This window comes from Herbaspirillum sp. GW822-FHT03A08, assembly GCF_058801885.1.
On record NZ_JBXANR010000003.1, the window covers coordinates 804,516 to 821,447 of the forward strand.

At 59.8% G+C, this 16,932-nt stretch carries 18 protein-coding genes; 10 read left to right on the forward strand and 8 right to left on the reverse strand.

Annotated elements, in window-relative coordinates; all coding sequences use genetic code 11:
• The first annotated feature begins 31 nt into the window (after window positions 1-31).
• The 3 genes from AC1RN6_RS12845 to AC1RN6_RS12855 all read left to right on the forward strand — a co-directional run bounded on the left by AC1RN6_RS12845 (window position 32) and on the right by AC1RN6_RS12855 (window position 2,298).
• The gene (locus tag AC1RN6_RS12845) at window positions 32-412 is read left to right on the forward strand and encodes a DoxX family protein (protein ID WP_493005778.1); all 381 of its coding nucleotides are present in this window, start codon (window positions 32-34) and stop codon (window positions 410-412) included.
• A 122-nt stretch (window positions 413-534) separates the two neighbouring features.
• Window positions 535-1,398, forward strand: a complete 864-nt coding sequence (locus AC1RN6_RS12850; protein ID WP_493005781.1) for a pirin family protein — start codon at window positions 535-537, stop codon at window positions 1,396-1,398.
• A 21-nt stretch (window positions 1,399-1,419) separates the two neighbouring features.
• Window positions 1,420-2,298 (forward strand): pirin family protein, encoded by an 879-nt coding sequence (locus tag AC1RN6_RS12855; protein WP_493005782.1) that lies wholly within the window; start codon window positions 1,420-1,422, stop codon window positions 2,296-2,298.
• Window positions 2,299-2,375: 77 nt separating this feature from the next.
• Here the strand turns inward: AC1RN6_RS12855 and AC1RN6_RS12860 are convergent, their stop codons facing one another.
• Both AC1RN6_RS12860 and AC1RN6_RS12865 read right to left on the reverse strand, forming a co-directional pair.
• The gene (locus AC1RN6_RS12860) at window positions 2,376-2,834 is read right to left on the reverse strand and encodes a universal stress protein (protein WP_493005784.1); all 459 of its coding nucleotides are present in this window, start codon (window positions 2,832-2,834) and stop codon (window positions 2,376-2,378) included.
• 40 nt (window positions 2,835-2,874) lie between these two features.
• Entirely contained in the window at window positions 2,875-3,177 is a 303-nt protein-coding gene (locus AC1RN6_RS12865; protein WP_493005786.1) for a hypothetical protein, read from the reverse strand.
• A 240-nt stretch (window positions 3,178-3,417) separates the two neighbouring features.
• Here AC1RN6_RS12865 and AC1RN6_RS12870 point away from each other — a divergent pair, with 240 nt between their 5' ends.
• Complete coding sequence (locus tag AC1RN6_RS12870) at window positions 3,418-4,620, forward strand: methyltransferase (protein ID WP_493005787.1); 1,203 nt, start codon at window positions 3,418-3,420, stop codon at window positions 4,618-4,620.
• A 40-nt stretch (window positions 4,621-4,660) separates the two neighbouring features.
• Window positions 4,661-5,062 (forward strand): hypothetical protein, encoded by a 402-nt coding sequence (locus tag AC1RN6_RS12875; protein WP_493005788.1) that lies wholly within the window; start codon window positions 4,661-4,663, stop codon window positions 5,060-5,062.
• A gap of 4 nt (window positions 5,063-5,066) precedes the next feature.
• Here AC1RN6_RS12875 and AC1RN6_RS12880 read toward each other — a convergent pair whose 3' ends face one another.
• Complete coding sequence (locus AC1RN6_RS12880) at window positions 5,067-5,993, reverse strand: LysR substrate-binding domain-containing protein (RefSeq protein ID WP_493005790.1); 927 nt, start codon at window positions 5,991-5,993, stop codon at window positions 5,067-5,069.
• Between the two features lie 141 nt (window positions 5,994-6,134).
• On the opposite strand from AC1RN6_RS12880, the gene AC1RN6_RS12885 reads away from it, so the two are divergent.
• Both AC1RN6_RS12885 and AC1RN6_RS12890 read left to right on the forward strand, forming a co-directional pair.
• Window positions 6,135-7,007, forward strand: coding sequence for a class II aldolase/adducin family protein (locus tag AC1RN6_RS12885; RefSeq protein ID WP_493005901.1), 873 nt, complete (start codon window positions 6,135-6,137; stop codon window positions 7,005-7,007).
• A gap of 225 nt (window positions 7,008-7,232) precedes the next feature.
• A complete protein-coding gene (locus AC1RN6_RS12890) occupies window positions 7,233-8,558 on the forward strand; it encodes an ABC transporter substrate-binding protein (protein WP_493005791.1) in 1,326 nt (441 codons plus the stop codon).
• Between the two features lie 51 nt (window positions 8,559-8,609).
• On the opposite strand, the gene AC1RN6_RS12895 is transcribed toward AC1RN6_RS12890, so the two are convergent.
• Entirely contained in the window at window positions 8,610-9,989 is a 1,380-nt protein-coding gene (locus tag AC1RN6_RS12895; protein ID WP_493005793.1) for a sensor histidine kinase, read from the reverse strand.
• 7 nt (window positions 9,990-9,996) lie between these two features.
• On the reverse strand, window positions 9,997-10,698 hold the full coding sequence (locus tag AC1RN6_RS12900; RefSeq protein WP_493005794.1) for a response regulator transcription factor: 702 nt from the start codon (window positions 10,696-10,698) through the stop codon (window positions 9,997-9,999).
• A gap of 299 nt (window positions 10,699-10,997) precedes the next feature.
• Here AC1RN6_RS12900 and AC1RN6_RS12905 point away from each other — a divergent pair, with 299 nt between their 5' ends.
• From AC1RN6_RS12905 to AC1RN6_RS12915, 3 genes are all read left to right on the forward strand, one after another.
• Window positions 10,998-11,801, forward strand: coding sequence for an ABC transporter ATP-binding protein (locus tag AC1RN6_RS12905; protein ID WP_493005795.1), 804 nt, complete (start codon window positions 10,998-11,000; stop codon window positions 11,799-11,801).
• Between the two features lie 37 nt (window positions 11,802-11,838).
• The gene (locus tag AC1RN6_RS12910) at window positions 11,839-12,711 is read left to right on the forward strand and encodes an ABC transporter permease (RefSeq protein WP_493005796.1); all 873 of its coding nucleotides are present in this window, start codon (window positions 11,839-11,841) and stop codon (window positions 12,709-12,711) included.
• Between the two features lie 199 nt (window positions 12,712-12,910).
• Window positions 12,911-13,933 carry an ABC transporter substrate-binding protein gene (locus AC1RN6_RS12915; protein WP_493005798.1) on the forward strand — a complete coding sequence of 341 codons (1,023 nt, stop codon included), beginning with the start codon at window positions 12,911-12,913 and terminating at the stop codon, window positions 13,931-13,933.
• A 206-nt stretch (window positions 13,934-14,139) separates the two neighbouring features.
• Here AC1RN6_RS12915 and AC1RN6_RS12920 read toward each other — a convergent pair whose 3' ends face one another.
• From AC1RN6_RS12920 to AC1RN6_RS12930, 3 genes are read right to left on the reverse strand one after another with little or no spacing between them, the layout of a single operon-like run.
• On the reverse strand, window positions 14,140-14,928 hold the full coding sequence (locus tag AC1RN6_RS12920; RefSeq protein WP_493005799.1) for a phosphodiesterase: 789 nt from the start codon (window positions 14,926-14,928) through the stop codon (window positions 14,140-14,142).
• Between the two features lie 32 nt (window positions 14,929-14,960).
• Entirely contained in the window at window positions 14,961-15,839 is an 879-nt protein-coding gene (locus AC1RN6_RS12925) for a carbohydrate ABC transporter permease (RefSeq protein ID WP_493005801.1), read from the reverse strand.
• Between the two features lie 9 nt (window positions 15,840-15,848).
• Window positions 15,849-16,760, reverse strand: a complete 912-nt coding sequence (locus tag AC1RN6_RS12930; protein WP_493005803.1) for a carbohydrate ABC transporter permease — start codon at window positions 16,758-16,760, stop codon at window positions 15,849-15,851.
• Window positions 16,761-16,932: the final 172 nt, after the last annotated feature.

The following is a 16,932-nucleotide window of genomic DNA, read 5'->3' on the forward strand; positions in this document are numbered from 1 at the left end:
TTATCCAAAACAATTTTTAGGGAGTTTTATCATGACCATTTCCAAATCCACTTATACCTTCGGCCGCATCCTGCTGGCTTCGCTGTTCGTCGTATCCGGCATCTTCAAGATCATTGGTTTTACCGGCACGGTCGGTTTCATGGCAAGCCTCGGCCTGCCGGTGCCGACACTGGCCGTCATCGTGACCATCTTCGTCGAAGTCGGCGCTGGCCTGGCACTGATGAGCGGCAGCCGTCTGGCGCGTCCAGCGGCCTTGCTGATCGCGATCTTCACCGTTGGCGCGACATTGGCAGCTCACCGCTTCTGGGCTGTCGATCCAGCCGCCATGCAAGGCCAGCTGACCAATTTCCTGAAGAATCTCTCGATCATCGGCGGTCTGCTGGTTTTCTGGTCGATCAAGCCAACCGAATAATTGAATCGGATAGTCCGATCGAGCAGTACCGCAGGTGTAGTTGAATAAGCAGTAAAAGCATTTTCAGACCATCAGGCGGCGGCAGTTGATTTCAACTGCCGCACCTCAACAGGAGAAATACCATGAGCACCACTTTTACCCGCCAGCTGGAACGGCTGGTCAACGGCATCCCGACTCAGGATGGCGCAGGTGTCAGCCTTACCCGCGTGCTGACCCATGATTTGCAACGCCGGTTGGATCCTTTCCTGATGCTGGATGCTTTTCACTCGGATAAGCCGGACGACTACCTGGCCGGTTTTCCCGACCATCCTCATCGCGGCTTTGAAACGGTGACCTACATGCTGCAAGGACGCATGCGTCACCGCGACAATGCCGGCAACGAAGGTTTGCTGGAGCCGGGCGGCATGCAATGGATGACCGCCGGCCGCGGTCTGGTGCATTCGGAGCTGCCGGAACAGGAAGACGGGCTCATGAGCGGCTTTCAGCTGTGGGTGAACCTGGCGGGGCGCGACAAGATGACGACGCCCGCCTATAGCGACATTCCGTCGGCTGGCATTCCGGAAGTCTCGCCGCAAGATGGCCTGCACGTGCGAGTGCTGGCCGGCGAAGCCTTCGGCACCAAGGGCGCGGTAGAGCGTCCGACCACGGCGCCGCTGTATCTCGACCTGCATCTGGAGGCCGACAAACAGGTAGCCTTGCCGATTCCTGCGACGCATAATGCCTTCCTGTATGTGTACGAGGGCGAGTTGCAGATAGGTCAGGGTGGTGAGCAAAATCGACGCGTGGCAGCCGCAGGCCGCATGGCGATCCTGAGCAATACGCCCGGCGCCGAAGGTGTGGAAATCCACGCCAGCAAGGACAGCCGTTTTCTGCTGATTTCCGGCCAGCCGTTGAATGAGCCGATTGCGCAGTGGGGACCGTTTGTCATGAACACGCGGGAAGAAGTCGAGCAGGCTATCGACGATTTCCGCGCCGGACGTTTTTAATTATTTCTGAAAAGGACCGCCATGAGCAGCATTCGTCATCTGATCCACGGCCTGGTGCGGGATATCGGTTTCCCGGTGCGCCGCCTGTTGCCGGCAGCAGCCGTCCGCACCGTCGGGCCCTTCGTGTTCTTCGATCACATGGGACCGGTGGAATTCGACAGCGACACCACTGAAGGCGACGTCCGTCCGCATCCGCATATCGGCCTGGCGACGGTGACGTATCTGTTCTCCGGCGCGATGATGCACCGCGACAGTCTCGGCGTCGTGCAGCGCATTACGCCGGGGGCTGTCAACTGGATGGCGGCCGGGCGCGGCATCGTGCATTCGGAACGTGTTCCCGAAGACATCCGCAATGACAAGGTGCCGGTGCACGGCTTGCAGATGTGGGTAGCGCTGCCTAAGGATCAGGAGCAGGGTGATGCCAGCTTCCATCACTATCCGGAAAACGACATGCCGCGCATCGAGCTGAATGGCGCCAGCCTGCATCTGCTGGCCGGCAAGGCCTTCGGGCAGCAGTCGCCGGTCAAGACGTCCAGCCCGACGCTGTATCTGTCGGGCCGCATCAAGGCCGGTGCGACACTGACGCTGCCGGCGGACTACAGCGAGCGCGCCGTCTATGTGGTGACCGGCGCCGCTTCGCTTGACGGCGAGGCGCTGGAAGCCGGCGTACTGGCGGTGCTGGAGCCGGGTGGTGAAGTGACGCTGACGGCGCAGAGCGACACGCTGTTCATGCTGCTCGGCGGCGAGCCGATCGACGGTCCGCGCTTTGTCTGGTGGAATTTTGTGGCCAGCAGCAAGGAAATGATCGAAAGTGCCAAGCTGTCCTGGCGGGCGCAGGATCGGTCGGTGTTTCCGGCGATACCCGGCGAAGTCGAATGGATCCCGCTGCCGGAGAAGTGAAACGGAGCGGTTCCATGTACGTAAAAAAGGCCTGATGTCGTCATCAGGCCTTTTTTGTTTTGAGATGCTGCTGTTTCTTATCCGGCGGGTTGCGTGCCGCGGATGATCCAGACCGGCAACGGACACTGATGCATGACTTTTTCTGCAACGCTGCCGAGCACCATCTTGCGGAAACCCTTTTGTCCGTGCGAGCCGATGACGACCAGCTCGGCGCTGCTTTCCTTGGCCGCGTGCAGGATGGTTGCGGAAATGTCGCCCGGCGCCACCGGGCTTTCGATGATGCGCGTGTTGCCCGGCAGGCCGGCGGCTTCCACGCGTTTTTTTGCGTCGTCGAGGATGTTTTGCCCGGCGCTGATGAAGTCGTTGTGCAAGCCGGCCGGTGGCTGATAGCCGGTGTCGTAGAGGATGTAGCTGTTGTCGACGACGTGGATGACCTCGATTTTGCTGCCTAGCGTTTTCGCCAGTCTGATGGCTTCATCCAACGCCTGGTTGGCGGTGGGGCTGCCGTCGACGGGGACGAGGATTTTTGCATACATTGCCGATATCCTTCTTTGAGAGAAACAGAAATTCAGATAATCAGATCATCCCCAGGATTCGGCCAAGTTCGGCGACATAAGGGCTGTCCTTGAGAATTGCGCCTTCCACCGAATCCATCAGGTTCATTGCAGAACTCTGGGTCTTGCCGATATGCTCGCGCAGGACGCCGGCCTCGACTTCAGGTGTATTCAGGTGACTTTTCAGGATGGCGAAATCGTTCTTCAGCGTTCTCGCTTCGGGATTGTCGACGTCGATGTTCTGGATTTCCAGCTCCAGTTCGGCCAGGATCTGTTTCAGCCGCACATGGTGGGAATCGTCTTGACGCAGGATGGGATCAGACATATCGGCTCCAGCGGTTAGGGGAGTTGGGGAAATTGGCAACCAGCACTGCCGCCTGGGCGGATGCTGCGATGGTATTCACTATTGTTGTGTTCACTATTGTTGTGTTCACTGCTGTTGTATTCACTGCTGTTATATTCAATATAACACCCTCATCATAAGAGAAGTTTCGATCTTCTGCAGGGGGCTGCTTCGGACATTTTGTTACACTGCGCCATGCAAAACCATAACGAAAGTAGCAGCATGAGCGATCACCCCCTTATAAGCTGGACCGAAGCAGGGGAAATTCGTTCCGCCCGCTGGCGTTCCGAAGCCGGCAATCCGGCTCCAAAAAACGTCACCGTGGCGGATGACCGCATGCCCGCTGATGTTGCCTACAAACTGGTTTGTGAAGGCACCGGCCTGCTGTGGCGCGGCGATTATCAAAACGCCCGTCAATTGCTGCAAGCCCTGGCCCGTCGCATCGACAAGAAATCCGAACGCAAGAGCGGCAAGGCGGCCGATAAAGCTGCCTCTGACAAAGCCGCAGGTAAAAGCGCTGCGAAAACGGCTGCCCAACCAGCAACTACCATCACGCAGGCATTTCACTTGCATCGCCAGGCGCAGGCGCAACGTGCGCGCATTCTCGGCATGCTGCTGCTGCCGCTGGAAGCCGATTACAGCGTTCCCTTGCGCCGTGCGCCCGATCTGGTACAGGCCTGCACCGAAGTGTACGGGCCGGGGGAAGAAGCCAGCGTCGTCTCTATGCGTGAAGTGCTGGGGCTGGTCGGCGCGCATGAGTGGCGCAAGAAGGGCGTGCCGATCCCTGCACTGGGCGGCAGCATTCATCCGTACTACGGCGTGTTCTCGCCGGTGCGCGGCGAATATGTGGACCTGATCGCGCAAGCGGTGTTGCCGACGGTCGATCTGGCCTTCGATATCGGTACCGGCACCGGCGTGCTGGCCGCACTGCTAGCCAAGCGTGGCGTTAAACGTATTGTTGCCACCGACCAGAGCGAGCGTGCGCTGGACTGCGCCGCCGAAAACCTGAAACGCCTGGGTGTGAACAAGCAGGTTGAGTTGACGAGCGCCGATTTGTTTCCGGCCGGACGCGCGCCGCTGGTGGTGTGCAATCCGCCCTGGGTGCCGGCCAAACCGACTTCGGCGATCGAGGCGGCCGTCTACGACCCCGACAGCCGCATGCTGCGCGGATTTATCGAAGGCTTGCCGGAGCATCTGACGCCGGGCGGCGAAGGCTGGCTGATCATGTCCGACTTTGCGGAACATCTGGGTTTGCGGCCACGCGGCGAAATACAGGCGCTGATCGACAAGGCGGGCTTGCAGGTAGTCGGCAAGACCGACATCAAGCCGCGTCATCCTCGTTCCAGCGATGCGGAAGATCCGTTGTCCGCCGCCCGCATGAAAGAAGTGACGTCGCTGTGGAAGCTGAAGGTGAAGAAGGCTTAAGCAGCATGAAGGGCACGGGAGCTATGCAAAAGGACTGTTTATGAAATCATCTCTTTCGTCCGTCTTTCCGTCTTTCGGCGCAATGCTCTTGCTGACCACGCTGTGGGTCGGCACGGCGTCGGCGCAGTTGATCGAGCGGCATCCTTTCGGCTATCCGCCGCCGGTGCCTGACAAGCCGGTGGTGACTACCAGCGCCAATACCTGCAAGTGCGAGGTAGCGGACACCAGCGGCAGCGCCTGCATGATTTATATGCGGACCAATGCCGCCGACTGGCTCGCCCAGAACGCACCGCAGACACGCTTGCGTTCTTCCAACGACGGCCGCTACTACGACACGCCGTTCGCGCTGGCCGCCAGTGCCTGCGCCGGTCGCAAGGTCAATGCATCGACCGTCAAAGTGCATTGGCTGGACAAGAAAAATGCCATTCTGGAGTGGAAGTAATTTCTCAGGTTTGGCTTCCAGTTACTTGATTTTGTTGATGTAATCCTGCCTGACTGAAGAGCCAGTCGCGGAAGCGGACGATGTTCTTGCTATTCTTCTCCGCTTCGCGATAGCTCAGAAAATGCGTTTCCCGCCAGACCGATTTCAGTGCGCCGCCGCTGAGCGGCACCAATTCTCCGCTGGCAATTTCCTGCTCCGCCAGCCGCGTACTTTCCAATGCAATGCCGACCTGATTGACCGCAGCCGCCAATGCCAGCGACGCGCGGTCGAAAGATGGCATGGGCCGTCCGGGAGGCAGCTTCATGCCGTTCAGGGCGAACCAGTCGCTCCAGCGCACCGGGTTCAGCGTCGACTGGATCAGTGTCATTGAGGCGATGTCGGCCAGCGCCGGCACTGCGCGGTCATGCAGCAAGGCCGGCGAGCACAGCGGGACGATGGTTTCCGATCCGATGGCTTCGCTGACGATGCCGGCCCGTTGCGGCGCGCTGCCGTAGGCAATGGTCAGGTCGAGTTCTTCGTGGCGCAGCAAGTCCATCGGCTCGGCGCCGGAGGACATGCTGATATTGATGTCTGGATACTGTTGCATGAAGCGCGGCAGGCGCGGCCCCAGCCATTTGGCGGCGAAGCTGGGCGAGCAATGCACCGCCAGCGCATCGCTGCGGCGGGCCGGACCGAGTTCTTCGCAGGCGGCTTCCATCAGGTCGAAGGCTGCCGATAACTGATCCAGCAGGCGGCGACCGTCGGCGGTCAGTTCGACGCGGCGGAAGGAGCGGGTGAACAGGGATTTGCCGAAGTAGGTTTCCAGGCCGCGCACCTGATGGCTGATCGCAGAGGGGGAAAGATGCAGTTCTTCGCTGGCGAGCGCAAAGCTTTGCAGGCGGGCGGCGGCTTCAAAGGCGCGCAGGGAGAAGAAACTCGGGAGTTTTCGCATCGCAGCCTTGGCATCCGCTCATGAGGTGAATCAGATTCATCATATTGTGAATACTCGTCATTTGTCAAAGCGCCGGGCTTCTTGGGATGATCTGCTCACCATAAAGATTCGATTTCTAATAAAGCAGGAGACCTAGCCATGATGATCGATGTCGCCGAACGTGCAGCCACCGCAACTTCAGCCAAATCCAGTTTCAGCGCCCTCAATCCCGCCGACCAGCGCGTGTCGGTCTACCAGCCGGAACAGCAAGGCCTGAAATTTCCTCAGGTTCCGGTGTTCGCCACGCACGCTGAAGAGCGCCAGCATCGCAAGGAGCGCCTGGTCGCAGCTTGCCGCGCCTTTGCCCTGCACGGTCTGGATTACGGCTTTGCCGGCCACCTGACGGTGCGCGACCCGGAATTCCCGGATCTGTACTGGACCAATCCGATGGCCGTGCATTTTTCGCAGGTCAAGCTTTCCAATCTCATCCTTGCCAATCACGCCGGGGAAGTGGTGCAGGGTTCGTATGCGCTCAATCGCGCCGGGTTTGTGCTGCATGCGGCAGTGCATGAGATGCATCAGGACATCGTCGCCATGTGCCACGCCCATACCGTCTACGGAACCGCCTGGTCGGCGCTGGGAAGGCCGCTGGATCCGATCACTCAGGATGCTGCCGTATTCTTTGAAGACCATGTGGTGATCACCGCCGAGGCCGGCGCCGTTGCGGTCAAGACTGAGGCCGGCAAGTCGGTCGCCGCCGCTTTTGGCAAGAACAAGGCGGCGATCCATCAGAGCCACGGGCTGTTTACCGCCAGCCGTCACAGCATTGAAGACGCCGCCTTCTGGTTCATCGCGCTGGAACGCTGCTGCCAGGTCCAGCTCATGGTGGAAGCCACCGGCATCAAACCAATCATGGTGCCGCCGGACCGCGCGCGCTACAGCCGCGAGAACGTTGGTAACTCCTTCATCGGCTGGCTGCATTTTCAGCCGATTTACGAGCAGCTGGTGCAGACCAGCCCCGATATGTTCGACTAGTTTTGCTCCATCGCCGCATTCGCATGGAGAGACAGAACGCCGGCCATTTCCATGGCTGGCGTTTGTTGTTGTCTCTTTGATTGTTGCATCGTTAATTTTTAACTTACTCATTAATTCATCCAGGGAGACCGCCACTCAAAACCATCCTCACCGCCGTCCTGATACGTCAAACCATATAACCGCGCCAACGCGGGCCCATCCGTTCTAACCGAAGGAGCAGGAGACATGACGAAGTTAAGCAGACGCGAATTTCTGATCGCCAGCGCGGCATCCGCCGCAGCCGCCTCGACCATGGGAGGCAGTGCATTCGCCGTCCCGACGGCGCCTGGCGGCATCGATTACCCGATAGAAAAAGGCGCGACCCTGCGCGTCTTGCGCTGGAAGCGCTTCGTCCAGGGCGATGAGGACTTGTGGAACGAGAACGTCAAGAAATTCACCGAGCTGACCGGCGTCCCCGTGCGTACCGACAGCGAAGGTTTTGAAGATGTGCGCCCCAAGGCGGCGGTGGCGGCCAATGTCGGCAGCGGCCCCGACATCGTGCTGGGCTGGTTCGACGACCCGCATCAGTATCCGACCAAGCTGCTCGACGTCACCGACCTGGCCAATTCGCTGGGCACGCGTTACGGCGGCTGGTATGACGTCTTTCAGAAATACGGCAAGAGCAACGGCAAGTGGATCGCCATCCCGCTGGGCGTGATCGGCATCTGCCTGGTGTATCGCGACAGCCAGCTCAAGGCTGCCGGTTTTGAGACGGTACCGAAGGATCTGCCCGGCTTCCTCAAGATGGCGCAGGCGCTCAAGGCCAAGAACACGCCGCTCGGTTTCGCCCACGGCAAGGCGGTCGGCGACGCCAACAATTACGCGCACTGGCTGCTGTGGGCGCATGGCGGCAAGCTGGTGGACGAGCATGGCAATGTCGTCATCAATTCGCCGGAGACCCGCGCGGCCTTGGAATACGGCAAGCAGATTTATCCCACCATGGCTCCGGGCACGCTGTCCTGGCAGGACCCATCTAACAACAAAGCTTATCTCGACGGCCAGATCAGTCTGACCAACAACGGCATCTCCATCTATTACGCCGCCAAGAATTCAACTGACCCCAAACTGCAGGAGCTGGCCAAGGACACCCAGCACGCGCACTATCCGATCGGTGTATCGGGCAAGCCGACCGAACTGATGCAGCTGACGCAGATGATGGCGTTCAAGCACACCAAGTATCCCAACGCAGCCAAGGCCTTCATGCAATTCATGATGGAGCCGGACCAGTTCAATCCCTGGATGAAGGCTGCGATCGGCTACGTCAGCCAGCCGCTCAAGGCCTATGAAAAGAATCCGGTATGGACTGCCGACCCCAAGGCTACGCCGTACCGCGATGCTGCTTCGCTGATGCTGGATCACGGTCATGCAGGTCCGCTGGGGCAGGCTTCGGCGGCATGTCTGGCGGATTATGTGCTGGTCGATATGGTGGCGGAAGCGGCGAGCGGGTCGAAGACTGTTCAGCAGGCGATCGACAGGGCTGCGGAACGCGCCAAGCGCTTCTATAAAACCTAGTCAACAGGTAACAAGCGCTGCGGTCCCGGCGAAAGCCGGGACCCGGTGCCGTCATGCCGCAGGCAGTGCTTCCGCCGGAAAACTCAGCACCACCATAAAACTCCCCGCGCCGCTGTAGCCAAACCGCAGCAGGCCGCCGTGCGTGCGCATGACTTCTTCCACAATCGACAGACCCAGACTGGCGCCGACGCGTTCGCCGCTGCGTGGGGCGAAGGGTTTGCGGATGCGTTCCCAATCGTTTTCCGGGATGCCGGGGCCGTCGTCGATGACGCGCAGCTCGAACAGGTTTTCCACTTGTTCCAGTTGCACGTGCAGGAAGCTTACGGCGCCGTATTGCAGCGCGTTGCCGAGTACGTTTTTGATCGCTTCGCGCAGGCTGATGGCGTCTCCCATGATCAGGCAGGGCTGCTCGGGCGCTTCCATGGCGAGATCGAGCTGGCGTTCCTGATGCGACAGCATGTCGGCCATTTCCTGGCGCACCAGTTCGCCGAGGTCGATTTTCTCGAAGGCGGCAGTGTCGCTGCGATGCTGCACCATGGCGTGATTGATCAGTTGATTGACCAGCGCGCCGAGGTGGCGGGTGCGGTCGCGCAGGCGGTCGAGATGATGGCGGCGGCCGGCCTCATCATGCTGGGCAGAGAGCAGTTCCATCTGTGAGATCAGCGCCGTCACGGGTGTGCGCAACTGATGCGCGGCGTCGCCGATGACGCGCCGCATGGTCGCGCGGTGCACCGCCAGCCGTTGCATGAAGGCGTTGATCGAACTCACCAGCGCATGGGTTTCCACAGGCACCGTGATCGACAGCGGCGACAGGTCGTTGAGGTCTCGTTCGCGGATGGCGGCCTCGATCTTCTTCAGCGGCGACAAGGCCTGATACAGCGTGAACATCGCCGCCACCAGCGTCAGCACGCCCATCGCCAGAATCACCAGCAGGGCGCGCGTGCCGACGCTTTTGGCAAAGGACAGGCGGGCATTGTTGGTCTGCGCCAGCACGATGACGGCCCACGGGTGCTCACTGGTGACCGGCATGCGGCGGCCGACGATGGCCATACGCACCGGCGTGTCGAGATAAGCGCCGTCTTGCAATAGTGGACCGTCCGTCAGTTTTTTCCACGGGATCTCGGGTTTGAAATCTGGATCGCCGGCAATCGTGCGGCCGTCCGGATCGACGACCACATAGAACACCTGGTCGCCCGCCGTCAGCATGGAGAAAGCCGCCAGCGGCACGTCGACGTTCACGGCGCCGTTCTGATACCAGGTGTTTTCCGCAATCTGCAGCGCGCTGCCGGTGAGGATGCGGTCATAGGCTTCATTGGCCGCCAGCTGGGTAGAGATCCAGATGGCGATCAGCAGGGCGATGGAACTGATCGACAGCACCAGGCCGACGCGCATGACCAGGCGCGTGTAGAGCGAACGTCCGGCGACGATCATGCCGGCCTCAGTGCGCTGGCGCCGATGACGGCGATGGCATACCGGCCGGCAGCAGCACCAGCTGGTAGCCGAGACCGCGCAGGGTGCGGATTTCGAAACCGGCGCCGGCCAGCTTCTTGCGCAGGCGGCCGATGTATTGTTCGACAGTATTGGCGTTGGGCGTGTCGTCGACGCTGAACAGGCGGTCGATCAGCTCGTCCTTGCCGAAGATGCGTCCGGGGCGCGCCGCGATGATTTCCAGCAGCGTCACTTCGCGCCGCGTGAGTTCCAGCGGCATGCCGTCGAGCGCGGCGGTGCGGCTCTTGCGGTCGATGGTGAGGTTGGCGCAGCTTAGCAGGTTGGTCGCTTCGCCGCCGTTGCGGCGCAGCAGCACACGGATGCGGGCATCCAGCTCACGGAAGTCGAAGGGTTTGATCAGGTAATCGTCGGCGCCGAGGTCGAGTGCGCGTACGCGCTCTTCGATTTCGGCGCAAGCGGTCAGCATCAGCACCGGCGTGGTCAGGCCTTTTTCACGCACGCGCGTGAGCAGCGAGAAGCCATCCTGCTGCGGCAGCATGACATCGAGGATCAGCAGGTCGTAGGGATCGGTCACCAGCTTGGCGGCTTCATTGCCTTTGCTTTGCCAGTCCACCGTATGGCCGATGCGCGAAAGGTGGGCGATGATCGCTTCGGCGACGTCGGCCGTGTCTTCGACCAGAAGGATGCGCATGATGATTCCGTGATGGTGTGTCTTGAGTCCGGGATGCTGACATATTCGCAAGATATCGGAAACCGTGTTCAACGGTATGTCAGTTTCATTACAGCTTCCGAGATTAGCATCCTTCACAGAACTACAGAACTCATTTCATCAGTATCCGTGAGATGCGTTCTTGTCCAAAGAGGCGCTGGCAAGGCGTGCGACGCGTCGCGTAGCGGTGCTACGCGCCTTGCACTACCTCCCAAACAGGATCGTTCGCACTCGCGGATACTGATGAAATGAGTTCTTAAAAAGTACCTAAAGGAGATTTTGTGAAAAACGATCTTGCGGCAACGCCGCAGTCTTCCTCCACGTCTGTGGATCCTTCCGTGCCTCTGCTGGAAATCGACAACGTCACCCTGCAATACAAGACTTCTGATTCGCTCGTTACTGCAACGCAGCAAGTCAGCTTCAACGTGCATCCTTCAGATCGCTACATTTTGCTCGGGCCTTCAGGCTGCGGCAAATCGACGCTGCTCAAGGCCATCGGCGGCTATTTGCAGCCGACCGGCGGCAAGATCCGTCTCAAAGGCAGGGAAGTCAGCCAGCCGGGACCGGACCGCATGATGGTGTTTCAGGAGTTCGACCAGTTGCTGCCATGGAAGACCGTGCGCCAGAACGTCGAGTTCGCGCTGCACGCCAGCGGCCGCCTGCAAGGCAAGGAAGCCTCGGACCGCGCCGCTTATTACATTGAAAAAGTCGGCCTTGCCAAATTCATCGACAGCTATCCGCACACCTTGTCGGGCGGCATGAAGCAGCGCGTGTCGATTGCGCGCGGCATGGCCATGGAGCCGGACGTACTCCTGATGGATGAACCGTTCGCCGCACTGGATGCGCTGACGCGCCGCAAGATGCAGGACGAGCTGCTGCGCCTGTGGGATGACACCAATTTCACGGTGCTGTTCGTCACTCACTCGATCGAAGAAGCGATCCGCATCGGCACCCGTATCCTGCTGCTGTCGCCGCATCCGGGCCAGGTCAGGGCGGAGCTCAACAGCATCCCGCCGGAAGAAATGGGTACCGCCAGCCAGGCCCAACTGGAACAGCGCATCAACGACATGCTGTTCGCGCATTAATAACGCGCCTTAATAACGATAAGTAAAGAGACATGCCATGAGCAAAAACAACACACTCTTCGTGCGTCCGGAAATCATCGTCGAGCCGAACCGCAACGCCGTCGCCGAAGTCCAGCGTCCGCTGTCGGCCTTTGAATCGATCTACCGCATCAGCTGGATCCGCAAGACCGCGATCCTGCTGGTATTGGCGCTGCTCTGGGAAGTCTATGGCCGCTGGCTCGACAACTCGCTGCTGTTTCCCAGCTTCAGCGAAACGCTGCACGCCTTCATGAGCGGCATCAGCAGCGGCGTGCTGCTGCAACGCGCGGCCGTGTCGCTGGAGACCCTGCTGATCGGCTATGGCCTCGGCATCCTGCTGGCAGGTCTGCTGACCACGCTGGCAATCAGCTCGCGCATCGGCAACGATTTCCTCGAAACCCTGACCTCCATGTTCAACCCGCTGCCGGCGATTGCTTTGCTGCCGCTGGCGCTGATCTGGTTCGGTCTCGGCACCGGCAGCATCATTTTCGTGCTGGTGCACTCGGTTTTGTGGGCGGTCGCCCTGAATACGCATGCCGGTTTCCGCTCGGTCTCGAATACCTTGCGCATGGTCGGACAAAACTACGGCCTGAAGCGTTTTTCTCTGGTGCGACTGGTGCTGATTCCGGCAGCTTTCCCCAGTATCCTGACCGGTCTCAAAATCGGCTGGGCTTTTGCCTGGCGTACGCTGATCGCGGCCGAGCTGGTGTTTGGCGTGTCCTCCGGCACCGGCGGCCTTGGCTGGTACATCTTTGAAAACCGCAACCAGCTCGAAACCGCAAATGTATTCTCGGGCCTGTTCTTTGTGATCATGATCGGCTTGTTTGTCGAGAACATGATTTTCGCGCAAATCGAAAAACGCACGATCCGCCGCTGGGGCATGCAACACTAAACCTGTCCGTGATCCTACTGCGAAGCCATGATCCTCACGTCGGCAATCCTTGGGCGGTGCTCGGAATCCTCATGTACTAAAGTACACTCCAAGGATTACACAACTGAGCTCCGCTCCGGCCGCCACCGGCTGATGGCTTCTCGCTACGGATCACAAACAGGTTCGGCTAAATAAATTAGAACCTTTTAAAGGAGACCAAATGAAACGCAGAAATTTCTCAACACTGATGATGGCTGCAACGCTCGGCCTGTCCATGCTGGCCGCGAGTGTTCCGGCACGCGCCGAAGCGCCGGTAGTGCGCCTGTCGCACGGCTACGGCCTGCTGTATCTGCCGCTGATGGTGATCCGCGACCAGGGCCTGATCGAAAAACACGCCAAGGCGCTCGGCCTGGGCGACGTCAAGACCAACTGGGTGCTGCTGGACGGCGGCAATGTGATCAACGACGCCATGCTGTCTGGTAACCTCGACATCGCCGGCACCGGCGCGCCGGGCTTCATCACCTTGTGGTCGAAGGCGCACGGCATACCACGTTCGGAAGTCATCGGCCTTGGCGCACTGAGCACCTCGCCGTTGTGGCTCAACACCAATAACCCGAACGTCAAATCCCTGAAAGATTTCACCGCCAAGGACAAGATTGCGATTCCTGGTATCAAGACGTCGCTGTCAGCCGTGTTGCTGCAAATGGCTGCCGCCAAGACTTTCGGCATCGACAACTACGCCAAGCTCGACCCGCTGACCGTCAGCCTGAGCCATCCGGAAGCGCTGGGCTCGCTGTTGTCCGGCAAGACGGAGATTACCGCGCACTTCACTTCACCGCCATTCTCGTATCAGGAAGTCAAGGATCCGAAGATCAAGCGCGTGCTGAATTCTTCCGACGTGCTGGGCCATATCACGATCGACGTCGTGTTCGCACTCAAGCAGTTCACCGACAAGAATCCGAAGCTGACGCAAGCTTTCATGGAAGCCCAGGAAGAAGCCAACGCCTATATCGCCAAGAACCGCAAGGGCGCGGCCGAGACTTTCCTCCGCGTGTCGAAGATGAAGCTGACGCAGGATGAAGTCGAGAAGATGCTGGCCGATCCGGACACGCAATTCACGACCACGCCGGAAGACATCATGCAATACGTGGTGTTCATGGACAAGGCCGGCACCATCAAGACCAAGCCGGCTGTGTGGTCGGATTTGTTTGTGCCGGTGTTCAAGACGCGTAAGGGAAGTTAAGCAGACGTTTCTGTTTCAGAATATCGAATGAAAAAACGGGGAGTGCACAGTGTGCCTCCCCGTTTTTTTTCAGCCGTATTGAAAATACTTCCCGTTTTCACTTCCTTGTCGTCCTGACGAAAGTCAGGAGCCGGCGTCGTATCGACGGCCTTAAAGATGCTGGGATGACGGTGAAGATATTCGGTGCGCTTGTTGGAAAACAAGCCTCAGCCGTAATACGGAAACTGCTCCGACCGGTCCATGAAGGCATGGTAATGCACCACCACGCCGGCATCGCGCAGACTCAACACGGCATAAGCGGGTGGCTCCATCGAAGTCGTCGCCGGGCCGGTCAGGGCGAAGTCGAGTGCATGCTGATGGTTGGTGCCAGGCACGGTGGCAAAGGGCGTGCCGTACCAGGTACCGCCTGACGGACGATGCACGTGGCCGGAAAACATGTAGCGCACGTTGCCGTGTTTCTTGACCAGTGCGCGCAGGTCGGCTTCTTCGCGCAGGCGGATCCAGTCCATCGACGGCAGGTCGAGTTCAAAAGGCGGATGGTGCGAGAACAGATAAACCTGGCGCTCGCCGGCTTCGGCCAGTGTGCGATCCAGCCATGCCAGGCGGTCGGCACATAGACGGCCTTCGTGCGTACCGACTTCTTTGGTATCGAGAAAAACCAGGCGCGCGGCGTCCGTGTCGTGCACGCCCTGGATGAAGCCGTTGCCGTCCACCGGCATGTCGGGAAAAATGCTGCGGAACACCGGGCGCTCATCGTGATTGCCGAGTAGCAGCCGCACCGGCAGTTTTAATTGTTTCAGGCAATCCGCCAGGATGCGGTAAGAGGCTTCATCGCCATCGTGGGTAAGGTCGCCGGTGATGACGCACAGATCAGCGTCGGCATGATGGGCATTGACGTGATCGATGCAGGTGCGAAAACGCGCTACCGAATCTTCGCCGAACAAGAGATTCCCATCCGGCACCAGGTGGATGTCGGTAATTTGTATGACTTTCATCAGGATGTGTTGTTGGTGTTGAATAAAGAGATTTATCGGATGCCGGCGCGCAGGAAGGCTTGAATGAACTGACGCTGGAACACCAGGAAGCCGATCATCAACGGGGCAATCGCCACCAGCGTGGCAGCGCTGATGATGGAGATGTTGACGCCGCTTTCAGGGGCGCCGAACAGCGACAGGCCGACCGTCAGCGGGCGCGTCATCGGCGAGTTGGTCACAATCAGCGGCCACAGGAAGTTGTTCCAGTGCGTTGCCACCGACACTAGCGCGTAAGCCAGATAGACCGGTTTGGCGGCGGGAACATACACGCGCCACAGCACGCCGAACCAGCCGCAACCTTCAATGCGCGCCGCTTCTTCCAGCTCGCGCGGAATCTGCATGAAAGCCTGGCGCAGCAAGAAGATGCCGAAAGCGCTGGCCATGTAAGGCACGGCCATCCCCAGCGGCGTATCGAACATGCCCAGGCGCGTCACCATGGCGTAGTTCTCGACAATCAGGATTTCCGGCAACACGAACAGTTGCAACAGCACCAGCACGAACAGCAGGTTCTTGCCGGCGAACTGGAAGCGCGCGAACGCAAATCCGGCCAGCGTGCATAGCGTGAACTGACCGGTCAGGATCAGGCTGACCAGCACAAAGGTATTGAAGAAATAGCGCAGCCACGGCGCCGCCTGCCACGCGTCGCGGAAATTCTGCACGATCAGCGGTGCGCGCCAGTCGAACGCCAGCGCTGCATGGGAGGTATGGAAGGCGGCCCACAGTGCGAACAGCAGCGGGGCGATCCACAGCAGCGCCAGCGCCCAGGCGCCGGCGGTGTCGACGATAGTCCAGAAGCGTTCGCCCGGAGCAGACGGTGCGGCTGCGACAGTGACGGCAGAGGGGGCAGATGCGTTGATGGTGGCGGTATTCATCGACAGTGTTTAGCGGTAATGGATGCGGCGGTCAAAGAACAGGAATTGCAGCGCGGCGATCAGGCCCAGTGCAGCGAGCACCATCACGGTCATCACGGCGGCGCCGGACTGATCGAGATAGGCGAAGGCCATTTCCCAGATCCAGTACAGGATCAGTTTGGATGCGTTGTCGGGACCACCCTTGGTCAGGATGAACAGGTGATCGATCAGGCGTACCGAGTTGATCAGCGCATTGATCGTCACGAACAGCGTGGTCGGCATCAGCAGCGGCAATACCACGCGGCGGGTATAAGCCCAGCGTCCCGCGCCTTCGATGCGGGCGGCTTCGCGCAGGTCGGGCGGGATCGCCTGCAGTGCGGCGAGATAGAAAATCATGAAGAAGCCGGACTCTTTCCAGATCGTCACCGCCATCACCGACCACAGGGCGGTGCCCGGTTGGCCGAGCCAGTTGGTCGGACCGACGCCGAACAGCGCCGTGATGTGGTCGAGCAGGCCGAGTCCCGGCGTATAGAAGAACAACCACAGGTTGGCTGCCGCAATCATCGGCAGCATGGTCGGCGTGAAGAAGGCGGTGCGCACCAGGCCGCGGCCGCCGATGCGGGCATTGGCCCACAGCGCCATGCCCAGCGCCAGCGCAATCGACACCGGGACGGTCACACCTGCATATAGCAGGTTGTTGCCGACGACTTGCCAGAAGGCCGGATCGGCCAGCAGGTCGCGGTAGTTGTCGATGCCGTTGAATACGCTAGGCCGGCGCGCTGTGCCGCGTGAGAAGAAGCTGGCCCACAAGGTCGCCAGCATCGGAAAGAAGGCGAACAGCGTCAGCAGAATCAGCGATGGCGTCAGCAGTCCCCAGCCGAACAGGTTGTGCAGGCGGCGTTCGGCGGGATTGGCAGGCGTCAGATTTGTTGCTTGGTTCATCAGGATTTTATGCAGTGATCGGACTGAGTCGGGTTGGTGATGCCGATGAAATTACGGTGATGCTGTTGAGTTTTTCGCTGTCGTCCCAGCGCATGCTGGGACCCAGTGTCTTGACGACTGTCGATACGACACTGGGTCCTGACTTTCGTCAGGACGACGGCGATATACGGCG